Consider the following 26,261-nt stretch of genomic DNA (forward strand, 5'->3'; position numbering starts at 1 on the left):
TATCTCGTTGTCAACAGGGATTTGCCTTAAAACTTAGAAAGCCTTACACAATCTGCTTGACCATTATTGCCTGGTCTCGGCTGGCGCCGACAGAGATGATACTAACAGGGCAGGAGAGAAGTTCCTCAAGCCTGGCTATGTAACGGCGGGCTTGGGAAGGCAGTTGTTTATGGTGGCGGATGTCGCTTATCGGTACTTGCCAACCTGGTAGTTCCTCATAGACTGGCCGACATTTATCCAATATAGCAATATAGCTCGGAAAGTCTTTTATGATGTCACCATTTAATTTGTAGCCTGTGCATATCTTTAATGAGTCGAATGCGTCTAAGACATCGAGGCGGGTTAGAGCTATACCGGTGAAACCATTGGCTTGGGCGCTGAAGCGTCCAGCCACAGCATCGAACCAGCCGCAGCGGCGTGGCCTGCCCGTAGTAGCACCGTATTCGTGAGCTCGTTCTCTGATGAATTCACCCGTTTTGTCCTTAAGTTCTGTCGGCATAGGCCCACCACCCACTCGTGTGGTGTAAGCTTTGAAAACACCGAGGATTTGGTCAATTTGCTTGATGCTTATTCCAGAACCTGTGGAACTGCCCGCAGCCATAGGTGAAGATGAGGTTACGTAAGGATAGGTGCCGAAATCGGGGTCTAGCATCGTTCCCTGAGCCCCTTCTAATATAATCGGTTGTTTCCGGGACACCATGTCCTGGATTATGGGGCCAGCATCTCGAATGAACGGGGTTAGCCGCTCTCCATAGGAGCAGTATTGTTCGTAAATCTCTTCCAGAGATAACGGTGGGGCGTTGTATATTTTGGTGAGTATGGTATTCTTGAGTTCGAGGATTGAGCTAAGTCGAGACCGAAAATTTTTCTTATCCAGTAGGTCGCAGGTGCGGATTCCTAGGCGAGCTATCTTGTCAGCGAAAACAGGACCTATTCCTTTGCGTGTGGTGCCTATAGCTCCCTTGCCTCGGCGCTCCTCTTCCAGTCCGTCCATGAGGGTGTGATAAGGCATTATCAAATGTGCTCGGTCACTGATGAAGAAATGGCTGGTATCAACGCCGTGTTTCTGGAGGTTATCAATCTCTTTCAGGAGTACTACTGGGTTAATTGCTACACCGTTACCGATTATACAGACTGTTTCAGAGTGGAAGATACCTGAGGGGACAAGGTGAAGCCTGAACTCACCGTAAGGATTAATTACAGTATGTCCAGCATTATCGCCTCCCGAGAAGCGAACTACCGCCTTTGCTTTCTCAGCCAGGAGGTCGACTATTTTCCCTTTGCCCTCGTCTCCCCATTGGGCACCGATAATCGCTACAACTGACATTATCTTTATCTTTATGCTAGCTTAGTGTGAAAGTCGGGTAAGGTAACTCTATGGGCTAATGAAGCCTTGAAGCCTAAACTTGCGACATATAGTTTTTGTCCCAGAAGTAGAGCAATGCCCCGCCGCCCACAATCCAGATAACTAAGCCTATAATTATTACCCAGGCAATGCTTAGTATCCCAAGGATACTTCCCAACACCATCCATAGTAGCGCAAGAATGCTAAGAGTCGTTAGGCCCCATTCAAATACTTTGTCGCTCATACCTTTTCACCCCCGGCTTGTTTTATTGACTTTTTGTTTGTTGCCATACATATACCAACCGTTGCCCTACAGTAACAAAGCCAAGCACTACCAAAAGCAATAAAGTAATAAGAATGCTGAATTCAAACAATTGGTTTAAAAGTAACCCAAGCGCCAATATTATAACTCTCTCAGCCCTGGTAAACAAACCGACGGAGCAGTTTATCCCGAGGCCTTCGGCTCTAGCTCGTATGTAGCTGGTGAGCAATGCGCTGATCAAGGCTAGGAAAATAAGCACTATTTCACTAGTGCCTCCAATTCTTAAATATAAAGCCAAAAGACCGAAAAGCACTATGGCGTCGGAAATCCGATCGAAAGTGGAGTCTAACAGAGCGCCGAAGCGAGTGGTTTGGTTAGTTAAGCGGGCCAGTGCTCCATCCAGAATGTCGAATAATCCGGAGATAAGGACTAGAAATCCGCCGATGAGAAGGTGATTGGTGGCAATAGCACCAGCCGCGATTATGCTTATTGCCAGGGCAAACCAGGTCAATGTGTTAGGTTTTAGTCGGCTTTTGATTAGGATTGTTTTTAGCGGCTCAGCAATGCGTCGAGCAGCTATTTTTCTGAATTCAGCTAAGCTTATCATATAATGTTTTTACGCACAGCTATCATGCAAGCTGTTATAGTAATCTATAACTTGTCGTGCGATGTTTGGCCAGCTATATTTTTCGGCTTTAATCCTCCCCTTGGCACCCATCTTGAGACGCAAGGCTTTGTCATTCACGAGGGATAGCAGGGCGTGAGCCAAAGATTCCTCATCTCGGGGTGGCACAAGCAATCCTTCCTCACCGTGAGCCAAGACGCTAGCATAGCCTTGAATGTTAGTGGCAACTACTGGTTTTCCGCATGCCATAGCTTCTAGCAAGACTATGCCGAAGCTTTCACCACCGGTAGCCGGGGCACAGAAAACATCAGCACTGTGATAGTATGAAGGTAGTTCATCGCTGGGAACAAAACCAGTAAAAACCACATTGTCAGTTAGGTCCATGTCCTCGACCAGTTTTTCATATCTAAGGCGTAACATAATGCCTGGGCCAACTACAATTAGCCGTAAGTTGGGAAAACTGCGCTTTACCTTGGCGCATGCATCGAGTAAATAGCCTAGGCCCTTTCGCCTTTCAAGCCGACCGACGAAGAGGATGTTTATCTTGCCATCAACGAGTTCTTTCCGCCCAGGGCCGTTAAGACAAAAGTGTTCGGCATCGATACCATTTGGGATGATATGGTAGTCACCTGGCAGATGCCGACTCACATATTCTAGCGCCGGTTTAGAAACGGCGATTTTGCCATGCAACCTTGGTAGCCACCTCCTAAAAATAGGTCTGCCTAGCCAGTAGACTCGTGGCTTAGTATGGCAGGCGTGGAAAGTGCCAACATTTATGGATTTCGACTTAAGGAGGGCGCTTAAACAGAGCATAGGTGTGAAAGGTTCGTGGAGGTGAAGAATATCAAAGTCCTCGTTGGCCAAGATTTCACCCATTTGCGCAGGTAGCCAGGGGGATACAGGGACTCTGGCGATAGCACCAGCAAATGGGACAGGTAAGGGCTTGCCTATAGGGGTAACCTCTTCTTCGAAGTAGCGGGTTCCTCCTTTCGGAAAAGGGGCTATTATTTTGACCTTATGCCCATATTGGATGAAGTTATGGGCCAGATAAGCGATGTGGTTGACAACTCCACTTGGGAAGGAATAGTCGTAGGGGGAAACTAAGCCAATTTTCACTGCTGTTGCTGCCCTATTTTGGCAAATCTGAGAGTTGCGTTGCCTAACTTTCCTTTGCCTTCTCGTTGACTATCTCAGGGAGGCAAATTGGTGTTTGTTGCTCCTTGCCAGCGATGAAGTTCTCAACTCGTCTTCGGGCTTCATCGTCAGAATATTGGATGGGTGGTGACTTCATGAAGTAGGCACTAGGAGCTACTATAGTTCCAACTAGACCCCTCTCCATGGCTAATTTGCAACACCTTATGGCATCAATAACTACCCCAGCGGAGTTTGGACTATCCCATACCTCCATCTTAAGCTCTAAATTGAGGGGGACGTCACCAAAGGTGCAACCTTCCATTTTAATGTAACAGAACTTACGGTCGGCTAGCCATGGCACGTAGTCGCTGGGGCCGACATAGATGTTTTCGGGCTCAATCTCATAATCTAGCTGGGAGGTGACGGCATTAGTTTTGGAAATTTTCTTTGACTCCAGGCGCTCACGTTCCAGCATGTTATAGAAATCAGTATTGCCGCCAAAGTTAAGCTGATAAGTTCTTTCCAGCTTGACTCCACGGTCACGAAATAGCCTTGTTAATACGCGATGGGTAATTGTAGCTCCGACCTGAGATTTGATGTCGTCACCGATAATTGATAATCCTGCCTCGGCGAAGCGTTTATACCAGTACGGTTCACGAGCAATGAAGACTGGTATGCAGTTAATAAAGCCACAGCCAGCAGCCAGTACTTGCTCTATGTACCACTTGGTTGCCTCCTCACTTCCCACTGGCAGAAAATTTACCACCACGTCTGTTTTTGTTTCTTTAAGAATGCTAACAATATTAGCTGTAGACCCTGATGACTTTGTGATTATTTGCGACAAATATTTCCCTAACCCATCATGGGTCATGCCTCGAGTTACCTTGACCCCTGTGTTAGGTACATCGCAAAACTTAAAAGTATTATTAGGTCGAGTGAAAATGGCTTCGGCTAGATCCTTACCGACTTTATTTTTATCTATGTCAAAGGCAGCTACGAAGTTGATATTGCCTATATGGTAGCCGCCAAGATTAATATGCATTAGCCCGGGCACAAATTCACCTTCTTTGGTTTTTCTATAGTAATGGACGCCCTGAACAAGCGAAGAGGCACAATTGCCGACACCTATTATAGCAACATTTATTTTTCCCATAACTGTTTCCTCTCTGTATTTCTAATGTACCACTGGCGATGACACTCTATTCTATCCCCTTGGTTTGGGGATAATCATCTTGGGTGACCTAACTAATAATATGGGCATTCTGGCACCGTGTAACACCTTGTCGGCTATGCTACCTAATACCCACCTAGCAAGACCCGTTCGACCATGGGTTGACATGGCTATCAAGCTAACCCTTTTATCATCGGCATATTCTACTATTTTGTCAGCGGAGTCACCAGTGACCACTTCGTATGTGGATATAATGCCCTTGCCGTTTAGTCTTTCAGCGATGTTCTTCAGATAATCTTCGCCAGCATCACACATGGCTTTGACAAACTTTCTCCAGTCCGGACCACCGAGTAAACTGGCCTCTACTGTTCCGGGTGGTGAGACAACCTGGAGCAAGCTGATCGGATCTCCCGAATTTGTAGCTAGTGTTTCGGCGTAAGGTAGGGCTGCTTCACCAATGTCTGAGCCATCTAAAGGTGCAAGTATTCTGTGAAGAAAGTGTAGCTTTCCAGCAGTCGCGGTTTTACTGGGTCGTTTGCTTCGAACAAGCAGAACCGGGGCTGTAGCTTCACTTATCACCTTTTCAGCTACGCTTCCCATCCACCAACGCGTGACACCGCTTCGCCCATGTGTGGCCATGATGATCAAATCAATTCCATTTTCTACGGCAAAATCAAGGATTTTGTCCGCTGCAATACCATAATGGATCACCGGTTCAGCTTTGATATTGTCGCTGTGTAGACCACTTGCGATTCTGTTTATGTAATCTTCAAGGAGGCGGTTTACACGGCGTGTCCTTCTGCCGATGCCCACACCTAAAATGTGCACGTTGGAACCAAATCTTGGCGCTAGGTCTCTAAGGTAAGGAAGTACACTTTCAGCCTCCCCAGAACCGTCTAAAGGAACTAAGATCTCCTGCAGTTTAAACATCCTATTCGCCATCTTCTTTAGTTGATTATAGCGTATGCTCTTGCTTAAGACAAAGCCTTTGTGGTATTTTTGAAAGGTGCTTTATGACTTTCACACCCACACTTTTTATAGCGATGGTATTTTATCACCGATCGAACTAATCCGTCGTGCTCTTGTCAAAGGCTATTCAGCTGTTGCTATTACCGACCATGTAGCCCTTGGCTCACTTAGCAGGGTAATCAAGGAAATAAGTGATGATTGCGCTCTAGCCAGAGCTTATTGGGACATCCTAGCCATTCCCGGTGTAGAACTTACTCATATTCCGCCTCAGGCTATCTCTGAGGTGGCTAAGAGAGCCAAAGAAATAGGGGCTTGGCTAGTAGTGGTGCACGGCGAAACACCTGTAGAACCAGTAGAGAAAGGCACTAACCTTGCCGCTGTCCAATCTCCCTACGTTGATATCTTGGCCCACCCAGGCCTGATAACACCTGAAGAAGCCTCTATTGCATCCCGAAATAATATCTTTATTGAACTCACAGCTCGAAGAGGACATTCTACAGCCAATGCTCATGTTGCTTCAGTAAGCCAAAAAGCAAAAGCAAGACTTATAGTTAGCTCTGATGCTCACGATGAAAATGACTTACTGACGCCGACCTCAGTGGAGTCTATCCTTCATCAGGCAAACATAAACCCGCGGCAACGCCCACAAATTATTGACCGCAACCCCCTGCTTTTAATTGAGAAAGTTAACAAGTCGTCTTGAAGCTCTGGCTAAAGATATAGATGTATTAGCCCTTGCCAATTCGGAAAACCTTGGTTCCACAGGATGGACAATTTCCACGTGTTGCTGGTCTCTTGTTCTTCAAGGTAACGCTCTGCGGGTTCTTCATCTCCACTTTCTTCCGGCATTTGAAACAATACGCCTGTGCCATGTCTTTCACCTCCTTTCATCAAAGCTGAATCATATCTATTATAATACAGACTGTCAAGACCCTTGTGGTAAAATCCTCAAACTGCATAAAAATGGCCTTCAGCTCAAATACGTGAGTTAGTGGGCAATGCGGCTTATCGTTAGCTCGTTCTGGAAGAGGCTAGTCTATCTAAGTGCCTTTTGGGCCTCTTTGCTGCAGAATTTTACGATTTCAGCAAAACCGTTGATCCTTGCCAAATTATTGGTTTCGGGGAAGCCGTCATATGTGAGGCTGATCCAGGGCTTCTGATATACAGTGCTGAACTTTTCTGCCATTGCAGCCACGATTCCCCCAGGCATGCAGCCGTGAGGCATTACAGATATGACCCCGGAAAATTTGGGATCCTTTGCCCAGTCGATTCCGCTGCCTATACTCAGAACTGCCTCGCTGCCGCATTTAGTGGAAAAATACTGACTTGTTAGCCCTAGTATTTTAGAAGTAGGAGGCTCTTTTGAATCCAAAAGGTTACCGCAATTGGCGGCTATGAAGTGTTCATCGTGCTCCTGAATTCGCTTTTTTATGTAGCTGGTTATGATTTTCTTGAGTTTCCGATCCAGTATGGCATCCTCGAGATGCCTGTAGTAGGTGTATTTGAGCCATTCACTCATTGGGGAAACTATGACTTCAAGGCCTGCATCTTCGCATATCTTCACGAGGTTATTGTTGCTGAATCTGTTGGACCGCAAGTATATCTCGCCGTTGATGCCGACCAGTGGTTTTCTGGGCTGGCCGGAGTCGATGATAGACCTGAATTCAGCGGTCGCCTGTTGCAGAATATCATCAGGGGTTTCTTTCTTACAAACAAGGTTTTTAATCTGGCTTGCGTACTCCTCGAAAAGCCTATCTGCTAATCCGGCATATCTTTCATAGGGGCGAGTACGCCAGAGGAGTCTTTCCAGGCAGTCTACAGCGACGATTCCTTTCCATGCTAGCCGCTCAAAATCAGGGCTGAGGTTAATATCTCTATAGGCATTGTTTGACACCGTGGTGTGAATTGGAAGGTCGAAACCGATATCCTTCAATAGCTTCATCTGTTCTATTGCGTATTTGCCAAAGCGGCATGGGCCGTATGCTCCAGCAGTAAACCCCTCAAAGTTTTTTAGGTTGGCATTATTCTTGTGACAGAATCTTATGAAGTCGCCTAAAGTTATACGATATGGCAAACATTCTGTGCCTGATGTTAGCTGGTTGCTAAAGAGGAGGTTTTGTTCGTCTGGCTCGGGGAGCACGATTGCCGTGGCCCCACAGGCCTCCATTGCAGCGCCTATAACCTCGACATGAGGTGACATTCTCGGAATGATAAATGTCTTCTGTGGGCTAATGAGTGTAGATGTTCCTCTGTAAATATCTTTGTGCCGGGTTTCAGGTTGTTTAGCAGAGCGGGCGAATCCATTCACGGTATCCACAAAAGCTTCGAGGCGGGTAACTATGCCGGCCTCAGCCGCGTGCTCGTCAATTTCTAGCTGCCCCAGAGGCTTAGTTCTCATTATATCTTCAACAATTCTGAGTATGAATGAGTTTGGACCACAGCCGAAGTTTGTCAGTACTAGCCCATATAGCTGCGCATCTGATGCTACTATAGCAGCACCAGCTATGTGTTTGCCTTCACAGGACCAGTACGGGCGGTCTGAGTATTCCTTAGGATTTACTGAATCAAGAGGCAGGAAGTCGAGCGGTATAGGCACTACATCAAGCTGCGCAAGCTTTTCGGCTATACCGAGGTTGGCCCCCGAATCCTGCGACATATAGGACCTAGCAAAAAGAACCACGCCTAGCTGGTCGCTTTTATGTAGTTTTTTTAAGAGCTTCCTGCCAAGAGCTGCTTTATCCGCCTCAAATCGCTGCTGTGCTTTAATGCTGGCAAGGGCTGCCTTCTTGCCTTCGCTTTTGCTAAATCCCAATTTCACGGCAACGTCTGCGAGATTGCTTATTGCGTCAGCATAACCGCGACTGAAGTCTAGTATAGGTATCAAAAGTCGTTCTCCGAGGTCCAGAGCTTCACGTGTTATAAATGGGGACGCTTGAATAAGAGGACAAGCATATTTCTGGTTTTCGTCTCCTTCTTTCTTGCCTAGTCGGGTAGTACATGGATAGAGGATATAATCGACGTCTGTAAAGCTGGCCAAATGACCGTGGAGAAGCTTGAGAGGGAAACAACTGTCGGTGTAACTTAGCTCAACCGCCCTCTCCATTATTTCCTTGGTGGTCTTACTGGAAATGGTGACCTTTACATTAAGTGTGTTTAGAAAAGCGATGAGCAGCGGTGCATAGTCATATATCAATAGTGCCCTAGGTATTCCCACTGATGGACCAGAACCGGAATCCCCCCGATATTCTCGGAAGAGCAACTTTTCGCGCTCATCAAAGAAGGTTTTAATTTTTCCTTGGCTGATGGTGCTGTCGTAACGGTCGCACCTGCTGCCATAGAAAGTGGGTTTCTCATTAGGCACCTGCATGCGGGTGATGGTGCAATTATTTTCACATCCTTTACAGGTGAATGTAGAAAGAGTGCACTCGCTATCTATGACATTCTGGAATCCTTTGAATTTTGATTCTTGTCCAGACGTATGTTCTTTTGCCAGTAGCGCAGCACCTATGGCACCACTGATTTCCTTATGTTCCGCTACAATCAGGTTTTTGTCTTTAAGCTGCTCATGAAATGCAGAGACAACAGCTTGGTTGTAGAATACAGCTCCGGTGAGGATAATTTTATTTCCCAGTTTTTTGTTGCCGACTACTTTGGATAGGTAATTTTTGGCTATGGAGTTGGCAAGGCTAGCTGTGATTACTTCGAGTGGCACACCTTCCTGTTGGACTGAAGCTACTGCTTGCCCCATGAAGGCAGCGCATCTTGTACCTAGGTCAATAGTGTGTGGTGCCATGAAGGCTAGATTGGAGAAATCACCGTTGCTTACCGAAACGCCGAGCATTTCAGCCAACTCATCAATAAAGCTTCCAGTTCCGGCGGCACATGCCTTGTTCATTTGATAGTCGACGACGACGCCATTCCTTTTTATGACAAGCTTTGAATCTTGGCCACCGATCTCAATAATATCCGCTTCTGGCTCTATTTCTGAGGCGGCTCTGGCTTGTGTGGTGATTTCGTTCTTTATCAAATCTGCCCCGATGAGGCTGCCGATAAGGTATCTGCCGGAGCCGGTAATGCCGACACCAGCTATTTTGACCCTGTCCGCTCCGTTCCGAAGCAGGCTTTTAAAGACCCTTTTGACTGCGTCAACAGGTCTTCCAGCAGTCATGAGGTAATGTTTCGTCAGTACAGTTTTGCTAGACTCGTCTAGAATCACCGCCTTGGTGCTTGTAGAACCAACATCAACCCCTAGATGACCAGTGCATGGGCGCTCTATTTGCTGAATTAATCTGCTGTCCTGGAATGCGGCAAGTTCTAGCTTGGGTATTTTGAAATAGTGCTGCTGGGCATCAATTTCTGGTAACTCGGTTACAAGCGAACTCTTTCCTATCGAAAGTAAAGCTGCTCCCAGAGCCTCAATGTGAAGGTAGTTTTTTGGGACGGTCACTTCCACAGGATACCCATTCCTTTCAGACAGTACATCAATAAGAGACTTTACTATTGCATTATTAGCCGAAACACCACCAACGAAGTAAGCTGGTTCCTTAAAAGCCCCTTTCTTGAGAGAGGCGACCATCCGAGCAACGCTTTCGCAGAGTGCATAGAGCATTGCTTCAATTGGGACACCCTTTTGCTGTAGATGGATCAGGTCGGTTTTAGCAAAGACGCTGCACCGGGCAGCTATTCTGGGTGGACTACTCTCGCATTTAAGTGCTAGGCTAGCAAATTCGTCCATACTGATGCCGAGCCTGTATGCCTGCTGTTCAAGGAACCTTCCAGTGCCTGCGGCACAAAGAGGATTTGATGCTACCTTCCATGGCTTTCCCAGCCCATCCTCCAGCTGTATGACAATGGAACTCTGGCCACCAATTTGTATGATGGTTTTGGCGTCAGGATGGCAGTGAAGGAGTCCTGAGGCAATCGATAGCGAACTGCTGTACTCCGACCAATTGAATTCTTCTGGGATTACGGTTTTGCCAGAGCCGGATATACCAGCACTGACAATCTGGCCAAGATTTACTTTCTCACTTAAACGGGTGATGAGCGAGTTAACTGCGACCTTGGGGCTCGAGATTATCTTTTCGGTATCAAGTTTTATGATGCTGCCATGAGCATCTGTCAATGCCAGCTTAACATTGACGGAGCCGACGTCTAATCCAAGAACATACCCCATTTGTCCAGTGTGGTTGCGCAGGTCAGTTTGAGGAAGCCCCGGCTAGTTCTTAACTATCCGTTTTATTTTTGTTATTATAGCAGATTTCTTGCTCTGAAAACCGATAAATCTGGCATGCCCCTTTTTGCTCTGAGCAGCTGACTTGTGGAAGGCGAAAAACCTTTTCTGGATGCCATAGCTTTTTTTCAGGGATAAAATGCAGCACAGCTATTAAATATCCATCAAGGTTGTAGGCACGGCAGTGTTTCTCTGAAGACAGGAAGGCTTCATCTAAAGACAATGAACGGCCGTTTCTAATAGCGAGCTCATTTCTTTTGTCGACAATGATTGCCTCCCAGTTTGAAAGCGGGCTGTCCATGGGATAAAGAGACTCTTTCCAAGAGCCCTTCTGAAAGGCATCTTCAATTTGGGGCAGAGATAATGCGTCTTCAACGGGAAATGGCCCACATCGTAAGCGGGTAAGGTTTTTTATATGAGCGCCACAGCCCAGGTATTGTCCCATGTCATGAGCTAAGGAGCGTATGTAGGTGCCCTTGCTGCATTCCACATTGATTGTTATTAGCGGTGGCTTGTAGTTAATAAGCTCTATGTCGATAATTTTGATTTGTCTTGGTTTCAGTTCTATTGGTATGCCAGCACGCGCGAGTTCATAGTATCGTCTTCCCTGGTGTTTCAAAGCGCTGTATGCTGGAGGTACTTGCTCAATTACGCCTTGAAAATTGGTAAGGGCTTCCTCTATCTGGGTCACGGTGATGGCACCGGGGTCTCTGCGCTCGATTATTTTACCTTGCCTGTCAAAGGTATCCGTAGTTATGCCTAGTTCAATATGGGCGAGGTATGTCTTGCTGCTATCAGTTAGAAATCGGGTAACTCGGGTCGCCTGACCAAAACAAACTGGTAGCACACCTGTAGCTATTGGATCCAGTGTACCACCATGTCCGACATATTTCTCTCCAGTAAGGCGTCTAAGCCAAACTACCACATTGGAAGAGGTCTTGCCTTCTGGTTTGTTGACGTTGAGAATCCCGTCAATGCTCATCTTCGTTTTCGGTATCTCTTGAAGCAACCTGCTCGATTAGTCTTATAACTTCGGCTCCCCGCTCAATAGAGTCATCAAGATGAAAGCTAAGCTCAGGCATGTGCTTTAAGTTTAAACGGTTGGCCAATTGCCTGCGAAAAAAACCTGAAGCAGCAGCGAAGCCCTGCAATATTTCGTTTTTGTTCACCTTATCTCCCATAGTGCTAATAAACACTTTGGCATGTCTCAAGTCAGGGGATGTCGAAACTTTGGTTATTGAAATAAGGCTGGCAAGCCTAGGGTCATTGACTTGATCTCGGAGTAAATCGCTGATTTCCTGCTGAATTATGCTGCTTACCCGCTCAGTGCGTCGTGTCATATCTGTTCCTTAGAATTAAAACTGTGATTTTGTATATAGGAAAGAATCTAGCCTGGAAAAACCGAAATCAGGATGGTTTAGCGTACTGCTTCCTGCCGGTAGGATTGGATAATATCGCCAACTTGGAAATCTGAGAAGCCCTCTATTTTAATGCCACATTCAAAGCCAGTGGCCACATCTTTAACATCTTCCTTGAACCGCCTTAGGCTGCTGATGCGGGATTCGTGTATTGACTCGCCTCGACGTATGACCCTAGCTAAAGCATCTCGTTTTAACTTACCTTCTTTGACTGAAACCCCACCTGCCTTGCCCTTTTTTCCTGTGCCAAAGACAGCCAGTACTTCTGCCTGCCCTTCGATAACCTCAGCATAGGTTGGCTCGAGCATACCTTTTAGGGCCTTGTCCACATCCTTTACCACTTCGTAGATTATATTGTAATGCCGAATGCTTATTCTTTCTGCTTCGGCCAATCGCTGTGCCCCTGGTTCTGGTCGGCTGTTAAAGCCGATGATTATTCCTTTAGAGGCTAATGCCAGTAGTACATCGCTTTCTGTAATGCTTCCGCTGCCCGAGTGGATGACTCTAACTTTAACTTTCTCATCACCCAGTTGCTCTAGAGAATCCCTTATAGGTTCGATGCTGCCTTGGACATCTGTTTTAAGAATTATGTTGAGCTCCTTTATCTGTCCGGCGCTGATTTGGGTTGAAAGGTCACTCAGGCTCAAAGTCCTGGCGCGAGTTGTGACTTTTTGCTGTGTGTCCTTTTGTTTTTCCAAGAGTATCCTTGCTTCACGCTCGGTGCTCACAACTTTGAAAGAGTCTCCAGCATGTGGGACTGCGTTTAGCCCAAGAACTTCTACAGGCATGGCTGGTTCAGCTTTTTTAAGGTGTTTACCCAGCTCATTAAACATAGCCTTGATTCTGCCCCATATATTGCTAATAGCAAGGATATCGCCGGGCTTGAGTATGCCCTTTTGGACCAGAAGGGTAGCTACTGGCCCCCTGGTTTTGTCAAGTCTAGCTTCAATTACTATACCCTCTGCTGGACAATCGTGCTCAGCTTTAAGCTCCAGTATATCAGCGACCAGAAGAAGATTTTCCAGAAGCTCGTCTATACCTTGTTTTTTCTTGGCTGATATTGGCACGCATACAATGTCGCCTCCCCACTCCTCAATATGCAAGCCTAAATCTGCCAGTTGTTGTTTCACTTTATCTGGATTGGCGTTTGGTTTGTCAATTTTGTTGATGGCGACTACTATAGGCACATCAGCGGCTCGGGCATGGTTTATAGCTTCTATGGTTTGGGGCATCACTCCGTCATCAGCAGCTACTATTAGGACAGCTATGTCAGTAACTTGAGTCCCTCTGGCTCTCATGGCAGTGAAAGCTTCATGCCCTGGCGTGTCCAGAAAAGTAATTTTTCGTGAGTCCACCTCGACTTGGTAAGCTCCTATGTGTTGGGTAATAGCACCGGCTTCGGTGGCGATTACATTGCTTTGGCGGATGGCATCGAGTAGGCTTGTCTTACCATGGTCAACATGTCCCATAATGGTGATCACTGGTGGGCGTGGGGAAAGTTTGCCACCACCTGTTGGCACAGGCCGTTTTATTTGGGTCGAAACCGGCTGTTTTTTAGCTTCATAGCCGAAATGAGCAGCTACAACTGCCGCGGTATCAAAATCTATAGCCTGGTTAATATTGGCCATAACACCGTCTCGCATGAGCTGCTTGATAATGTCGACTGCACTAACGTGTAGAAGGTCAGCCAATTGCTTCACGCTGAGAGCTGTGGGAAGGCTAACATGAGTCCGTACCTGTGAACCAGTCTTAACTTCCTGGCTATTCTGTTCTTGGTCGACGATCGATTCTTGTTTCTTGCTAGTCAAATCAGGCTCTCCCCCTTTTTGGGTAGGCTCTTGCCATATTCTACCAGCACTTGGCGATTTTCCAAAGTGAGCTTAGCCCGCAAAGCATACTCTAAGCGATTACTTTTCAGTCCTATCTCCCAGCACTCGCGTATTGGGCATAAATAAGCCCCTCGGCCTACCTCTTTACCCTTATTATCTATCTTTACACTGCCACCGCTACAGATGAGTCGTATTAATTCCTTTTTACCCCTTTTTTCTCGGCAAGCTACGCAGCTACGCTCAGGCATGTGCTTTTGCCGAGGAACCTTATTATCATTGCTCTTCAATTTCGTCTTCTTCAGAAGAGGCAACCCATTTTTGGCGTGCTTTCTTGGGTTTGCTTTTGCCTTCCACCAAGTCCGTCTCTTTCTTGCCGCTCTTTTTTCTCTTTGTTTTAGTTAGCTTCGTTTGCAAGATATCTTCAGCGAACCTAATTTGTCGAGCCTCTGCAGATTTGGCTGGTGAGGTAATCTCGGCAGCCAAAACAAGCTCGAAGTCGGCTGGAGCTGTGGCTACTTCTACGCTTTCCTCATCACCGGCTGGCTCCTGTTCAGTGATTACCTCTGCTTTGCTGACGGGTATTGGACCAGGAAGTTCCTCTTCAGTGACCGCTTCTTTGCCCAAACTGGCCTTTTCTGCCTCGATCGCTGAGCTGCTCTTGATATCGATTCGCCAGCCTGTTAGTTTCGCCGCCAATCTGGCATTTTGCCCTTCCTTGCCGATGGCCAACGATAACTGTTTATCAGGAACAGCGACTGTAGCGGTATTCTCCGATTCGTTAAGTTCAACGTTTGATGCTTGAGCGGGGCTGAGGGCATTGGCGATGAACACTGCTGGGTCATCAGCCCATTCGACAACATCTATCTTTTCGCCATGTAGTTCATTCACGATGTTTTGTATTCTGATGCCACGTAGCCCAACACAGCAACCCACAGGGTCGATACCTTCTTGGCGTGCTGCTACGGCCACTTTGCTTCGATGGCCTGCCTCGCGAGCTATTGACTTTATCTCTATGGTGCCGCCATATATTTCTGGGATTTCAAGTTCGAAAAGCCTTCGCAACAGGTTGCGATGTGAGCGAGACACTAATATCTGAGGTCCTCTGGTGGTCTTGGTTACCTCTAAGACGTATAATTTGAGCCTTTGCCCAATTCGATAGCGCTCATTGTGCACTTGTTCGCTGCTAGTAAGTATTGCCTCAGCTTTACCCAAATCAATATGAATTTGCTCCGGAGTGATGCGTTGCACCATTGCAGTAACTATATCCCCCTCTTTTCCGGTGAATTCCTCGAAAATTGCATGATGTTCCGCCTCGTGCAATCGCTGCAGTATAACTTGCCTTGCCGTTTGAGCAGCGATACGCCCGGCATTCGGTGGTGTGGATTCTATGCTTACTATTTCGCCAATCTGGGCATTTCTTTCGATCTTTTTAGCTTCGGCAATGGCTATCTCATGTAGTAGGTCGGTTGGCTTTTCAACCACTGTCTTTCTGACGTAGACCTTGACTTCGCCAGTGCTGGGGTTAATCTTGGCTGAGATGTCCTGACCGGAGACGAAAGTATCCTTCCTGTATGCGGAGGCGAGTGCTGACTCTATCGCAGCCAGCACCACTTCCTTAGGCAGATGCTTCTCAGCCGATAGTTGGGTAAGGGCAACCATGAATTCGGTCTTCATCGAATACCACTCCCCATTTCCATTTCCTTAACAAAAAAGTGGGAACTAGCCCCACTTTTTCAGTGCACTCTTAAATTCCGTTTCTAGTATAACATAATTATAAATGAAATGCAAATCTAGCCGCTATTGATAGTTTTTCATCTCTTGTCTGTATACCTCGCTTGTTTGGCACTTGGTGCATTTTTAATCTGATGGTAAGCCACCAAAACGGCGTTGGCGTTGGTTGTAGGCAATAAGGGCTTTGTCAATTTCTTTCTTATCAAAATCGGGCCATAAAGCTGGCGTGAAATAGATCTCAGCGTAGGCGGACTGCCATATAAGAAAGTTACTCAGCCTCATTTCGCCTCCAGTACGGATGATTAGGTCAGGGTCGGGTATGCCAGCAGTATAGAGGTGTTGGCTGAAAACCTTTTCATTGATATCTTGCGGCGAAATACAGCCAAATATAAGACTCCGTGCCGCCTCAACAATCTCATCTCTCCCCCCATAATTGAAAGCTAGATTCACAGTTACCCGTTTGTTGCTCTGAGTCAGCTCCAGTGCTCGTTTTACTCTCTCCTGCAGTCTTAGTGGCAGTCCATCGGGCTTACCCAGGTGGCGTATTCTTATACTATTTTCCTGGGCGAACTTAATTCCTTCTTCTAGCCTTTCTTCCAGAATCTTAAATATCCCGTCTATCTCACCTCGTGGTCGGCTCCAATTCTCGGTAGAGAAAGCATATAGAGTGAGGTAGGGGATCTTGTATTCCATGAAGATTTCAACTATCTTCTGTGCTGTGTTAACTCCCTGTCTGTGTCCAGCTAATCTGGGCAAGCTGCGTTTTTTTGCCCACCGTCCATTACCATCCATGATAATGGCTACGTGTTGAGGCAGATGTTTTAAATCTGGCAGTTTAATCATTTTCTGATTCAATATTGCCCAGTCTTTCGAGTTTTTCTTTCAATTCTTTTCTCTTTGCTTCATCAAGCTTAACCGGGTTGGGCTGAGTTCTATAATGTGGCTCGGACAGTATCATTTTCTCTGGCCCCAGGTCTTTCGTCAGACAGACGTGAGAACCGACGGTAGAGCTGGGCCCGATTTTGATGCCGGGCATAACACTGGCATTAATTCCTGTTTTGCAGTTGTCGCCAATTATTGCTCCGAGTTTATCTCGTCCAGTATTGATAGCTTCATTTCCAACCGTAACTGAGATGTTCTGCTCATCAAAGCGGAAATTGGCTAGGACAGTGCCGGCGCCGAAGGAGCAACCTTTGCCTATTATGGAGTCACCAATATAGCTGGAATGAACCCAGCAGCCATCACCTATGTAGGAACCCTTGATCTCTGTAGAATAACCGATGACACAGTCGGCTCCGATATGGCTATAGTCTCGCACCAGGGCATTTGTGCCGATTAGGGAATTAGGGCCTATGTAAACTGGCCCTTTTATAACTGCATTTTCTAACACCCTGACATTTTCGCCTATGATAACCTTGCCTTCGATTGTAGCTTTTGTTGAGATGGAAGCCGAGATCGAAGTCATTGGCTGGTTTATATCCAGGAGATGTTTGACTGCATCAAAGATGTGCCAGGGGTATTTTATTGGTGCCCAGAAATCAGCGTAGGGGATCACCTTGATTTTGTGCCCGTCTTTGACCAGATTATCCAGGGCACATTCGTAGACATCGTCCCTGGTTGTCTTAACATTTTCCATGTATTTCAAAAGTCTTTTGGAATCGGAATGAAGGTGGACCAGAATGTTTACCAAATTGCTTGGCTCCTCGCCAGGTTTCGGCTTTTCCACAATATGTTTGAGCTCATTTCTTGAGTTTATAACTAAATAACCACCTGGGAAATATCCCTTTGTCTGGTAACCGAGCATGTATGAGGCTGCAGATTTCTTTTTGGCTTCTTGAAGGAGCCTAGTGTATGCCGAGGCTGCAAAAATATCGTTAGGATTCACTACTATGAAGTCTCCGTCCAAGAAAGAGGCTACGCTTTTTATGGCATCAGCAATGCCGAGAGGTTGTTTTTGCAGACCTAGCTCGATCTTGGTACCGGAGACCATTCTGACTGTTTGCTCTATTTGTCTCATATTTGCTGGATTACCAATGACTAAGAACTGATTTAGGCCAGCCTGCTTGGCTGCTTCCATTTGATGCTGGAGTAGCGTTTTACCCAAAAAATTTAACAGGAATTTGTCCTCAGTGATGGGGAACATCCTTTTGCCAATGCCCCCACAAAGAAAGATTACTTTCATTTTTTATCTCCCAGCTATCTTATAAAGCCAAATATGACCTTTCAGCTTATTTTACTCCAATTTTAAACCTTTCGGCTTTGCCAGACTACGGCGATTCAGTGAATTTGCGGTCGCCTTATGTTTTATAAGGGGTTTGATTGCCTGGGCAGGAATAGCGACAGCCAGGTGCTTTAGTGTTTTTAAGATGAGCTCGCTGTGCCAATCAAAAAACAAATCATCCAGGTCAGCTATAAACTGTGGTATATCGTTGTTGCTTATAAAACTATGTAGGCACTCAATCTGCCGATTATCAAGTCTCTTGTAAAAACGATGTGCCCAGTAGCCAACTTTGAGCTCTTTACCTAGTCTGGCTCGCCATCTCTTCTGATAGGAAGCCAGTCTGGATTTAGACAGGTCATGGGCTTGGAGTGCTTGATGTAGAGTATCAGTGGCTATGTCAGCACACATGAGTCCGTAATATATGCCACCACCGGTAGTCGGTTTAACCTGACCGGCTGCCTCACCAACTACCAGTATTCGGTCACCATATGTCTTGGGTAAAGGTCGGAGAGGGATGGCCCCGTACCCCGGGCTGACTTCTGTTGAGGTTATTTTGCCTTGAGTTTTAAGGCTTGATAGCAACTTGTTTAAATGCCGTTCGGGCTGCTGGTGTGTTAATAATCCAGCTAGGCCTCTATTATCTCTGGTAGGCACCAGCCAGGCAAAACCGCCAGGAGCCAGTCTCTGATCCAAGTAAATTTCTACCTCGTCAGGGTTAGTCATGTTTACCTCGGCTTGGGACCCGATGACGAAGTCATTTATCTCTCCTAAACCAAGCCTACTGGGCAGAGACGAACCGAATCCAGTAGAGATGACTGCTGTCTCGGCTTCAAATAATTTCTTTTGCTCTCCGCAATTGGCTGAGACTTGTATGCGCTCGGTCCCGACCTCGATATCGGACACCTGTGTACCAAAAAGATAACAGACTCCGTATGCCTGAGCCCGGTCTGCCAGCGCTTGGTCAAGAGCTGGCCGGTCAATGACGTAGGCCACTTTGTCACTCCGCCACAGTCTAATCGGTTTGCCTGAAGGTGCCAGTAATCTGGCTGAGCTAACTTGCCTTATAACGAGGTTTTTGTCAACGGGTAGCAAATCAAGACATTCTTTGCCGACAATGCCAGTGCAGCAAATATTCTGCCCGGCAGCCATTTTCTTGTCCAGGACAAGCACTTTGTGGCCAAGCTGGGCTAACTTCCCGGCTAGATAGCTACCAACCGGCCCTGCGCCGATTATGATAGTGTTATACAAATTTATCTCCTAATTTGTCCGAGCTTTTGAGGTAATTCGGCCAGAAAAAGCCATCCTTGTACACATGGCTAACAGACCGCTACGGTGAAATGACATCAATATAAAGTCTGAGTGGCTCCTTCAAACAGGGCTCATTTTCGCCGTTTTTATATAGATAAAAATCGACCCTTTGTCTTTCGCCAACTATCTGCGGAGTGAAACTCACCTTCTCCTCCCATTTTTGCTGATCAACCAGCGTACCTATATTTACTTCGCTGGCTTCGATATCATCTATCTTTATGTCCACCCTGTAGCTAGCTGGCTGATATTCGTGGTTCACTACACCAAGTACTATGTCAACAGGCTCGCCTGAAATTGCTTGCTTTGGGTAATCCTGAGCCTTGCCCTCTATACCCAAGATGTAGAATTCAGTAAACTTTTCAGCTTCACTTGGTGTAACCGCAATATAGATAATGGAACTTAACGTAGCTACTATGGCTACAATCAGGAAAGTAGACAAGGCTTTATCCAGTTTACTCATGGTATTCAGTTAGGCAAGCTGACTTTCAGAAGTAGCTTAGTGGTAGAAGTAACTGCAGTAGATATATGCAGCTTGATGACAGCCATAGCAAATGGTGACTCCTGATTGCAAAGTCGCATTCTAAATTTGGTGCCATTATATATGGGGTGTTGTCCGACTTGCAATCGTTGGTTATGTCTGCGGTTGTAGTTATTTGCTATCCTGGTTCAGATATTCGCTGTACTTTGCCAGGTTAGCGAAAGCTGAAGCCGCCTTATGTGGCATGTCATAACATATGGAGTTCCTGCTTGCTAAGGTACGGATTATCCTTTTGGACAGATTGGCACTGAAGGCCATCGGCTCGGAGGCAACAATGATGGGCTTCTTATACTCGTCGGTCATTTCATTTAATTTGTCAAAGATACCAGCTATTCCTGAAACGAGTGCCTCCCGCAGGCGCTCTCTTTCATCTTCTTTGGTAGCAAGCACAAACTGCTCTAAAGGTAAGGCAGGCATTAGCCCCAACATGATGACTCCGTCAACTACAGGACAGCGTAAAATTACTTCAACACATCTGAGTACAGCGTCTCCAAAGATGCCAGCTACTAGGTCAACTGGGTTACCCCGGTTCCACCATGCTGGCATGAAGCTATCCAGCTCCCTGATGGTCTCGGGAGGCAGAGAGACGACCTCGAGACCTAATCTGGCACAGGCATCGGCAGCTAGAACTCCCCACCCCCCGCCAGCGGTGACTATGCCAACTCTTCGACCTCGTGGCAACGGGTGGCACAGGAGGGCGATGCCGGTATCAACAAGCTCGTCCAAGCTTGTTACCTTTATTATTCCGGATTGCTTGCACATGGCGTCAAATATGGTGTATGATCCGGCCAGGGACGCGGTATGTGACTTGGCAGCAATGGTTCCGGCTGGCGTTTCACCGGCCTTGAGCATTACGATGGGCCTTTTCTTGCTTACCTCCTTAGCCGTCTCAAAGAATTGGCAACCTTCCTTGAAGCCTTCGATATAGCTAAGTATGACTTTGGTCTGTGGGTCTTCTGCCAGGTATCTAATGTAGTCATCGGAGTGGAGGTCTGCTTCATTGCCGCTGCTGATACACTTGGCACAACCGAAGCCACTTTCTATCGCCAGGCGCATTATGGTTCCGACTATATTTCCACTCTGGGAGACTATGGAAATGGGACCCGGGTGAGGGAAAATGGGTGGCATCTCGGGATAGAATCTGTGATGGGGGTTGACGAGCCCATTGGAGTTAGGCCCCATAAATCTCAGGCCAGTGCTGCGGGCTATCTCGACCATCTCTTGCTGGAGTCTTTGTCCTTCTGCTCCGACCTCGGCAAAACCAGCGGTTATGACTAATGCAACTTTTATGCCCTTGGTGGCACATTCCCTCAAAACTGCGGGTACACCTGATGGTGGTATCACAATGACAGCCATGTCGGGGGTTTCGGGGACTTCACCAACGCTCTTGTATACTTTTAGTCCCAATATCTCTTCTTTGGTGGGATTTACCGGGTATATTCTCCCTTTAAATCCACCGTTTACAATATTGGCTAGTATACGGAATCCCCATTTTCTGGGGTCGTTAGTGGCTCCCAGAAAGACAATGGAGTCAGGTTCAAACAAAAGTTTGAGCTTTGTTATTAGGTCAACTGATTCGTTGTTCAAGGTGAGTTAGTTGGCTTCTCTTGCTGCTCTAGAGTCTGCTTCAAAAAGGCGACTCATATTGTAGCAACAAAGCTTACTTGAGGCAAATTCGGCATAGATAACTATTCGCTATTATCCTCTTGACAAACGTATACACGTGCGGCGAAAGTCGCCTGAGAGTATAATGAGCTACAGGAGTTAGATTATGTTTGAAATTTCCGAACCAATCAAGGCAGCAGTAAATACCCTTATTGCTGCCTTGCCAGCGCTAGCAGTACTACTCTTTTCGTTGAGTGAGGCACGAAAACGTAGATTGAACAGCTTAGAAAGTTGGGCAGTTTACCTTGTATTTTGGGGATTCTTCTTGTTTGCTTCTTGGGAAAATTTTCGTATTAGGATAACTGATAAGTACACTCTTTGTTTGTGGCTACAAGGGTGGCTAGTTCCGATTCTTGTTGGCTTGGTTATTACTTCTGTGAGCATAGTTGTGAACTGGGTAGAAAATAAAAAGAGATAGACGAAATAGGGTCTATCTCTTTAGACCTGTAATGCTGTATGTTCCCCAATGGGATAATTACGTAACTATTTATCTGTCATCGCGAGAAGTGCTAGTGACGTGGCGACCTCGGTGGTAGAGAGGAGGTGTTGGGGTTGCTCTATGGTCTCGCATTGGGCGGCATGTGTATTTGGGTAACTCACGTCTGGGGTTTGTAGGACATGTCGAAAGTTGAGCTGAGAAAACCAGTAATTTTCTGCTTGATGAGTGGATACCATAGCCAGAAGGTGACATGAGTGCCTGGGAACCACACGATAGAAGGCTTGTGGCAAGCTTCCCAGAAATCGAGCGTAGCCTTTTTGGGTATAGCTTCATCCCAGAGAGCGTTTAACATCAATACCGGACGTTCTCGGAGATATGGAGCGAAGGTCATCGCGTCTGTTTGAAAGCATCCCTTGGCAGGGACAACGTTCTCGAACCCTTTCTCGGCTATCTCAGCAAGGTACTGCGGATAGTGGCTGTAAATTCTGTGGCATTCCGCCTCGGTGCAAATATGGCTTTTTCTGATGGTTTCGCTTTTGCTCTCCCAGGCAATTCGCTCTGAATTTCCTCCGGCAACTAGGAACGCCCCTGCTTTTATGCGCTTGTCAACACCCATGGCAATAGCTGACGCAAATCCACCAAGACTTATGCCGACAACTGCTATTTGTTCCTTGTTTATCTCTGGTCTGCCGCTTGCCCAGTCTACTACCTGACGTATTTCGATTACAGAGTTCTGATAGCCTTCGAACCACTCCTCTGGGGTAAAGAATAGGTGAGGTCGGTTTCTTATAACTTGTGGCATGCGGCGGGAGTGAAAGACCAGATATAAAATGAACGAGGCTATCCCCTTTTTTGCCAGAGTTCGTGCCAGAAACCTACAGGGGATTATGCTCCGGTCTCCCATCCCGTGAATTAGAATAGCCAGCGAAGCCCGGGCTGTATTTCTTGGTTGAAAGTATTCCCCGAAGACGGTGTTGTTCTCTTCATATTTTGTGGGGTGGGCGGTGGGGAAATCGACTGCGTAACGCAGCCAACGTGAGGTCGTCTCTTTCAGATGCAAGTTCGGCTGTAGCTTGTTACTTTTATAGGTATATGGGTTCACGCCTTTGTCCAAATTAATCTTTCAAAGTGGGGAGAGGTGGGCGCACCAGCAAGACCGGCTTAGTAGAACCCTCAACAATTCTGGAGGCAACGCTGCCGTAGGCCCACTTGGTTATGCCTGAAAAGCCATGGGTTGTCAGGGCTATCAGGCTAACTGATTTGTCTTCAGTATATTGGAGTATGGTCTCAACTGGTTTCCCTTGCAGCAATGCCGCATTAACCTTTATACCTTTGTCTGACACAGCAGCTTTCTTTTTGTCTAAATAGCGCTCAGCTTCCCTCTCCAACTTAGCCATGTAGTCTTTCTCGTATTTCTCCCGGTCTCTATAAGCGGCTAGTTGAGGAAGCTTCACCGGCTCGATGACCCTGAGAAGGTCTATTTCACAGCCCATCGCTTTGGCTAACTTCTCTACGTAAGGTATGATAGCATCGGATAATTGCGAGCCGTCGAGTGTTACCAGAATCTTCCTTAGCTCCTTGCCGACAGGTGCCTTTTTGGGGTAGCTCGACCTCACCAGAAATACCGGTATATTTGACCTTTGCACCACTTTGCTGGCGATACTTCCCAGTGGCCAGTGGCTGATACCGGTGCGACCGTGAGTGGAGATTACAATTAAACTGACATCGTATTTCTCGGCAAAATTTATTATCGAGGCGGCAGGCTCACCCTCGATACATAGTGACCGCGTTTTCATTCCCAGGGACTGAATTTTCTCAGCTCTTCTTTCAATATACTCCGTCAGAGCCCGCTCCAGAGGGTCACCGGGCAAACAGACGGTTATCAGGACAACCTCGCTGTTCAATTTTCTGGCCAGACTTTCAACATAGGGAATAGCCTGCTCAGCCAGTTCAGAACCATCCAATGGGACGAGTATTTTTTTATACATTTTGTCTGTACCTCCTGCCTAGTGCTGGCGATAAACTCTGGAAGCGTTACCATCTATCGGTTCTAGCTGTTTCTATATATTAACTTCAGGCGAAGCTTTTGGCAATTTTCCCGCACGATGTGCTGCAGGTAAAGCTAAGCCCAGATTGATGGAGATAGTTTGGCAAAAGGTGCATAATCCAGAAATAGAGATTTTCTGTCATTTCAGTAACTTCTCAAATTTACTAAGTGTTCTTACAATGAAATTCTTTTTCGATGGGTCGGCATATGCTTCTATTTGTTTGCTAAGTCCTTCTTGTGTGGTTTTTTGGGATGACAACATCCAATTGGGGAATTCTTTTAGTATAATTGCCTTCTCATCTTGAAGCTTAAATAATATATCCCTTAACTCCTCGGCGTACATACTATTTAGCATACTATCAGGCTTAACATATACAGTTATATCCTTGTTCTTAGGGGTGATTTGCTGCGCTTCTGCAATAGCTCGTACAACGAGAGTGAGTTTATCGCTAGTTGGATAAACCTCGGTTCTAGTGCGTGGTGTTGGTTCGGGTCTGCCTTTACCCCACAACAGATTATAATGTTTTACTAACGCCTTGAACCACTCTTGATTCTCTTCGCCTTTGTTATATACTACAAAATTCGGGCAATTATTAGGGTCTCCGAATGGTATTGCTGTTTCCACGCGTATCCAAGCATCATCAGTGAACTTATTCTCGTCTCTAAAACACTCTTTATCCACAATCATCACAAAGTCCATAATAGGAAAATCTGCGAATCTCACAATGGTATCGCTTTTTTGGGCTAATTTAGCGACATCGTTGATGCTATTCACAAAAACATCCTCATCTGCCCCCGTTATACCTGTATGTATTTTGGCATATTGGCTATAAGGGTCTAGTAATAATAGCCTGTCTACATGATATTTACTAAAAAGCTCTTCGGTGAGAAAATACCTCCCTATCCAAGTTGCAATCCATATCTTAGTTGCACCCTTTAGCTCGGTTGACATTTTCTTCCTTACTGTGACCAATTCACCCCTTGTAAGATAGAACTCTCTGCCATTGTGCTCGGGTAGTTCCTGTTGTTGTGTTTTGACACTTGTCCCCACCAATTGTCTTAGCCGTGGACTGAGAAATGCTAGAATCCCTAAAACGAGTAAAAATATTCCTCCAAACAAAAAGAGTTTGTCATACCACGACCACTCAGCCACAACTCCCTTAAGAAATGCTCTCAGCAAGGATGTAACCCCCACTGCTGAGAGTGTGGCCCAAACTTCGATTCCCCTCCACCCCCAGCGGAGAATTCTCTTAAGTCGGTCTTTCCACATACTCCTATTCTACCACAAAGGTATTGACAATTCGCTTGCGAAGTAGCACTATGAAGTTGTGTTGCATGCCTACCCCACATACCAGTTTCTGGATCCGTCGGCTTACTGGAATCATAATCCGACTGCCCCCAAAGGCGAACATGTAGCAAAATAAAGTTGACAAAAGTCACGGTTTCGAGCAGAATCCCTGAGAACAAAAATAAGTTTTGCCAGTATGGAGGTGTAGACAATGGCTGTGGAACATGTTGCCGGTAAAAATATGGGTAAGGTTATGCTGTATGCCCTGAGCACCTGCGTTTGGTGCAAGAAGACAAGAGAGTTACTGGAGAGTATGGGCATCGAATATGATTACGAGTACGTTGATTTGCTGCAGGGTGGTGAAAAGGATAGAGCGTTGAAGGAAGTAACGCATTGGAATCCCGACTGCAATTTTCCCACAATGGTAGTAAACGACCAGAAATGTATAGTCGGTTTCGATGAAAACAAAATCAGGGAAACATTAAAGTCATGACAGGTGATACAGCGATAAGCTCTGAGGAAGTTGTAAAGCTGCATGAACGCCTTGATAGGGAGGCTGAGGCAGATGGATATCATCTGAACCGGGACAAGGAATTCACCCGGGAGCTGGTGCGCGGCCTGTCTGTAAACCAGAAGCGGTATGGTTACCAAGCTTGTCCCTGCCGTTTGGCTTCCGGTAACAGGCAGGATGACATCGATATTATCTGCCCGTGCGATTACAGAGACGCCGACATAAGCGAGTACGGCACCTGCTATTGCGGTCTATATGTGTCGCCCGAGGTGGTAAAAGGGGAAAAGCAGATTAAATCCATACCTGAACGGCGGCCGAAGCCTGACGATAGGAAGAAGGCGGCACCAAAACCAGTGGCTGCCGGAGTTCTGTCATTGTCTCTGCCAGTGTGGCGATGTAAGGTGTGCGGCTATTTGTGCGCCAGGAGCGACCCTCCCGAAACATGCCCCATCTGCAAAGCCAGTAAAGACAGGTTCGAAAAATTTATCTGACAGTGATAGAAAGGAACTTGTACCATTTCCATCAAGTCA

The 26,261-nt window shown here is 46.5% G+C and carries 24 protein-coding genes; 4 read left to right on the top strand and 20 right to left on the bottom strand.

Annotated elements, in window-relative coordinates:
- Positions 1-43: 43 nt before the first annotated feature.
- The 6 genes from FJ023_01775 to FJ023_01800 all read right to left on the bottom strand — a co-directional run bounded on the left by FJ023_01775 (position 44) and on the right by FJ023_01800 (position 5,479).
- Complete coding sequence (locus FJ023_01775; protein ID MBM4446066.1) at positions 44-1,327, bottom strand: adenylosuccinate synthase; 1,284 nt, start codon at positions 1,325-1,327, stop codon at positions 44-46.
- Between the two features lie 73 nt (positions 1,328-1,400).
- Positions 1,401-1,589: a hypothetical protein gene (locus tag FJ023_01780; GenBank protein ID MBM4446067.1), complete on the bottom strand. Its 189-nt coding sequence runs from the start codon at positions 1,587-1,589 to the stop codon at positions 1,401-1,403.
- A gap of 22 nt (positions 1,590-1,611) precedes the next feature.
- Positions 1,612-2,214 carry a CDP-alcohol phosphatidyltransferase family protein gene (locus FJ023_01785; protein ID MBM4446068.1) on the bottom strand — a complete coding sequence of 201 codons (603 nt, stop codon included), beginning with the start codon at positions 2,212-2,214 and terminating at the stop codon, positions 1,612-1,614.
- Positions 2,215-2,223: 9 nt separating this feature from the next.
- Positions 2,224-3,348 (bottom strand): glycosyltransferase family 4 protein, encoded by a 1,125-nt coding sequence (locus tag FJ023_01790; GenBank protein ID MBM4446069.1) that lies wholly within the window; start codon positions 3,346-3,348, stop codon positions 2,224-2,226.
- Between the two features lie 43 nt (positions 3,349-3,391).
- A complete protein-coding gene (locus tag FJ023_01795) occupies positions 3,392-4,519 on the bottom strand; it encodes an inositol-3-phosphate synthase (GenBank protein MBM4446070.1) in 1,128 nt (375 codons plus the stop codon).
- Positions 4,520-4,570: 51 nt separating this feature from the next.
- Complete coding sequence (locus FJ023_01800) at positions 4,571-5,479, bottom strand: universal stress protein (protein MBM4446071.1); 909 nt, start codon at positions 5,477-5,479, stop codon at positions 4,571-4,573.
- 64 nt (positions 5,480-5,543) lie between these two features.
- On the opposite strand from FJ023_01800, the gene FJ023_01805 reads away from it, so the two are divergent.
- Complete coding sequence (locus FJ023_01805) at positions 5,544-6,209, top strand: histidinol phosphate phosphatase domain-containing protein (protein ID MBM4446072.1); 666 nt, start codon at positions 5,544-5,546, stop codon at positions 6,207-6,209.
- Between the two features lie 333 nt (positions 6,210-6,542).
- Here FJ023_01805 and FJ023_01810 read toward each other — a convergent pair whose 3' ends face one another.
- From FJ023_01810 to FJ023_01860, 11 genes are all read right to left on the bottom strand, one after another.
- Positions 6,543-10,679 carry a hypothetical protein gene (locus FJ023_01810; GenBank protein MBM4446073.1) on the bottom strand — a complete coding sequence of 1,379 codons (4,137 nt, stop codon included), beginning with the start codon at positions 10,677-10,679 and terminating at the stop codon, positions 6,543-6,545.
- 49 nt (positions 10,680-10,728) lie between these two features.
- Positions 10,729-11,718: a tRNA pseudouridine(55) synthase TruB gene (gene truB, locus FJ023_01815; GenBank protein ID MBM4446074.1), complete on the bottom strand. Its 990-nt coding sequence runs from the start codon at positions 11,716-11,718 to the stop codon at positions 10,729-10,731.
- On the bottom strand, positions 11,708-12,076 hold the full coding sequence (rbfA, locus tag FJ023_01820; protein ID MBM4446075.1) for a 30S ribosome-binding factor RbfA: 369 nt from the start codon (positions 12,074-12,076) through the stop codon (positions 11,708-11,710). The genes truB and rbfA overlap by 11 nt, the downstream gene beginning before the upstream one ends.
- Before the next feature lie 77 nt (positions 12,077-12,153).
- The gene (gene infB, locus FJ023_01825; protein MBM4446076.1) at positions 12,154-13,962 is read right to left on the bottom strand and encodes a translation initiation factor IF-2; all 1,809 of its coding nucleotides are present in this window, start codon (positions 13,960-13,962) and stop codon (positions 12,154-12,156) included.
- Positions 13,959-14,231 (bottom strand): YlxR family protein, encoded by a 273-nt coding sequence (locus FJ023_01830; protein ID MBM4446077.1) that lies wholly within the window; start codon positions 14,229-14,231, stop codon positions 13,959-13,961. The genes infB and FJ023_01830 overlap by 4 nt, the downstream gene beginning before the upstream one ends.
- Before the next feature lie 25 nt (positions 14,232-14,256).
- Positions 14,257-15,657, bottom strand: a complete 1,401-nt coding sequence (gene nusA, locus FJ023_01835) for a transcription termination/antitermination protein NusA (GenBank protein ID MBM4446078.1) — start codon at positions 15,655-15,657, stop codon at positions 14,257-14,259.
- 183 nt (positions 15,658-15,840) lie between these two features.
- The gene (uppS, locus tag FJ023_01840) at positions 15,841-16,557 is read right to left on the bottom strand and encodes a di-trans,poly-cis-decaprenylcistransferase (GenBank protein ID MBM4446079.1); all 717 of its coding nucleotides are present in this window, start codon (positions 16,555-16,557) and stop codon (positions 15,841-15,843) included.
- Entirely contained in the window at positions 16,550-17,896 is a 1,347-nt protein-coding gene (locus tag FJ023_01845) for a hypothetical protein (protein ID MBM4446080.1), read from the bottom strand. The genes uppS and FJ023_01845 overlap by 8 nt, the downstream gene beginning before the upstream one ends.
- A gap of 51 nt (positions 17,897-17,947) precedes the next feature.
- On the bottom strand, positions 17,948-19,189 hold the full coding sequence (locus FJ023_01850) for an NAD(P)/FAD-dependent oxidoreductase (GenBank protein MBM4446081.1): 1,242 nt from the start codon (positions 19,187-19,189) through the stop codon (positions 17,948-17,950).
- Positions 19,190-19,262: 73 nt separating this feature from the next.
- Entirely contained in the window at positions 19,263-19,703 is a 441-nt protein-coding gene (locus FJ023_01855) for a DUF1616 domain-containing protein (GenBank protein MBM4446082.1), read from the bottom strand.
- A gap of 189 nt (positions 19,704-19,892) precedes the next feature.
- Positions 19,893-21,368: a hypothetical protein gene (locus tag FJ023_01860; GenBank protein ID MBM4446083.1), complete on the bottom strand. Its 1,476-nt coding sequence runs from the start codon at positions 21,366-21,368 to the stop codon at positions 19,893-19,895.
- A gap of 184 nt (positions 21,369-21,552) precedes the next feature.
- Here FJ023_01860 and FJ023_01865 point away from each other — a divergent pair, with 184 nt between their 5' ends.
- Positions 21,553-21,864, top strand: coding sequence for a hypothetical protein (locus tag FJ023_01865; GenBank protein MBM4446084.1), 312 nt, complete (start codon positions 21,553-21,555; stop codon positions 21,862-21,864).
- A gap of 178 nt (positions 21,865-22,042) precedes the next feature.
- On the opposite strand, the gene FJ023_01870 is transcribed toward FJ023_01865, so the two are convergent.
- The 3 genes from FJ023_01870 to FJ023_01880 all read right to left on the bottom strand — a co-directional run bounded on the left by FJ023_01870 (position 22,043) and on the right by FJ023_01880 (position 25,202).
- Complete coding sequence (locus FJ023_01870) at positions 22,043-22,999, bottom strand: abhydrolase domain-containing 18 (protein MBM4446085.1); 957 nt, start codon at positions 22,997-22,999, stop codon at positions 22,043-22,045.
- A gap of 1 nt (position 23,000) precedes the next feature.
- Entirely contained in the window at positions 23,001-23,873 is an 873-nt protein-coding gene (locus FJ023_01875) for a universal stress protein (GenBank protein ID MBM4446086.1), read from the bottom strand.
- A 198-nt stretch (positions 23,874-24,071) separates the two neighbouring features.
- On the bottom strand, positions 24,072-25,202 hold the full coding sequence (locus tag FJ023_01880) for a hypothetical protein (protein MBM4446087.1): 1,131 nt from the start codon (positions 25,200-25,202) through the stop codon (positions 24,072-24,074).
- Positions 25,203-25,431: 229 nt separating this feature from the next.
- Here FJ023_01880 and FJ023_01885 point away from each other — a divergent pair, with 229 nt between their 5' ends.
- A complete protein-coding gene (locus tag FJ023_01885; protein MBM4446088.1) occupies positions 25,432-25,713 on the top strand; it encodes a glutaredoxin family protein in 282 nt (93 codons plus the stop codon).
- Entirely contained in the window at positions 25,710-26,222 is a 513-nt protein-coding gene (locus FJ023_01890) for a ferredoxin:glutaredoxin reductase (GenBank protein ID MBM4446089.1), read from the top strand. The genes FJ023_01885 and FJ023_01890 overlap by 4 nt, the downstream gene beginning before the upstream one ends.
- Positions 26,223-26,261: the final 39 nt, after the last annotated feature.

The organism is Chloroflexota bacterium (assembly GCA_016875875.1).
Lineage (GTDB): Bacteria > Chloroflexota > Dehalococcoidia > GIF9 > UBA5629 > 9FT-COMBO-48-23.

What these genes read in the sequence shown, in the direction of transcription:
- FJ023_01775 (MBM4446066.1), bottom strand. Translation starts at nt 1,327, where the DNA reads ATGTCAGTTGTAGCGATTATCGGTGCCCAATGGGGAGACGAGGGCAAA.
- FJ023_01780 (MBM4446067.1), bottom strand. Translation starts at nt 1,589, where the DNA reads ATGAGCGACAAAGTATTTGAATGGGGCCTAACGACTCTTAGCATTCTT.
- FJ023_01785 (MBM4446068.1), bottom strand. Translation starts at nt 2,214, where the DNA reads ATGATAAGCTTAGCTGAATTCAGAAAAATAGCTGCTCGACGCATTGCT.
- FJ023_01795 (MBM4446070.1), bottom strand. Translation starts at nt 4,519, where the DNA reads ATGGGAAAAATAAATGTTGCTATAATAGGTGTCGGCAATTGTGCCTCT.
- FJ023_01800 (MBM4446071.1), bottom strand. Translation starts at nt 5,479, where the DNA reads ATGGCGAATAGGATGTTTAAACTGCAGGAGATCTTAGTTCCTTTAGAC.
- FJ023_01810 (MBM4446073.1), bottom strand. Translation starts at nt 10,679, where the DNA reads ATGGGGTATGTTCTTGGATTAGACGTCGGCTCCGTCAATGTTAAGCTG.
- truB (MBM4446074.1), bottom strand. Translation starts at nt 11,718, where the DNA reads ATGAGCATTGACGGGATTCTCAACGTCAACAAACCAGAAGGCAAGACC.
- rbfA (MBM4446075.1), bottom strand. Translation starts at nt 12,076, where the DNA reads ATGACACGACGCACTGAGCGGGTAAGCAGCATAATTCAGCAGGAAATC.
- FJ023_01830 (MBM4446077.1), bottom strand. Translation starts at nt 14,231, where the DNA reads ATGCCTGAGCGTAGCTGCGTAGCTTGCCGAGAAAAAAGGGGTAAAAAG.
- nusA (MBM4446078.1), bottom strand. Translation starts at nt 15,657, where the DNA reads ATGAAGACCGAATTCATGGTTGCCCTTACCCAACTATCGGCTGAGAAG.
- uppS (MBM4446079.1), bottom strand. Translation starts at nt 16,557, where the DNA reads ATGATTAAACTGCCAGATTTAAAACATCTGCCTCAACACGTAGCCATT.
- FJ023_01845 (MBM4446080.1), bottom strand. Translation starts at nt 17,896, where the DNA reads ATGAAAGTAATCTTTCTTTGTGGGGGCATTGGCAAAAGGATGTTCCCC.
- FJ023_01855 (MBM4446082.1), bottom strand. Translation starts at nt 19,703, where the DNA reads ATGAGTAAACTGGATAAAGCCTTGTCTACTTTCCTGATTGTAGCCATA.
- FJ023_01865 (MBM4446084.1), top strand. Translation starts at nt 21,553, where the DNA reads ATGTTTGAAATTTCCGAACCAATCAAGGCAGCAGTAAATACCCTTATT.
- FJ023_01875 (MBM4446086.1), bottom strand. Translation starts at nt 23,873, where the DNA reads ATGTATAAAAAAATACTCGTCCCATTGGATGGTTCTGAACTGGCTGAG.
- FJ023_01880 (MBM4446087.1), bottom strand. Translation starts at nt 25,202, where the DNA reads ATGTGGAAAGACCGACTTAAGAGAATTCTCCGCTGGGGGTGGAGGGGA.
- FJ023_01885 (MBM4446088.1), top strand. Translation starts at nt 25,432, where the DNA reads ATGGCTGTGGAACATGTTGCCGGTAAAAATATGGGTAAGGTTATGCTG.
- FJ023_01890 (MBM4446089.1), top strand. Translation starts at nt 25,710, where the DNA reads ATGACAGGTGATACAGCGATAAGCTCTGAGGAAGTTGTAAAGCTGCAT.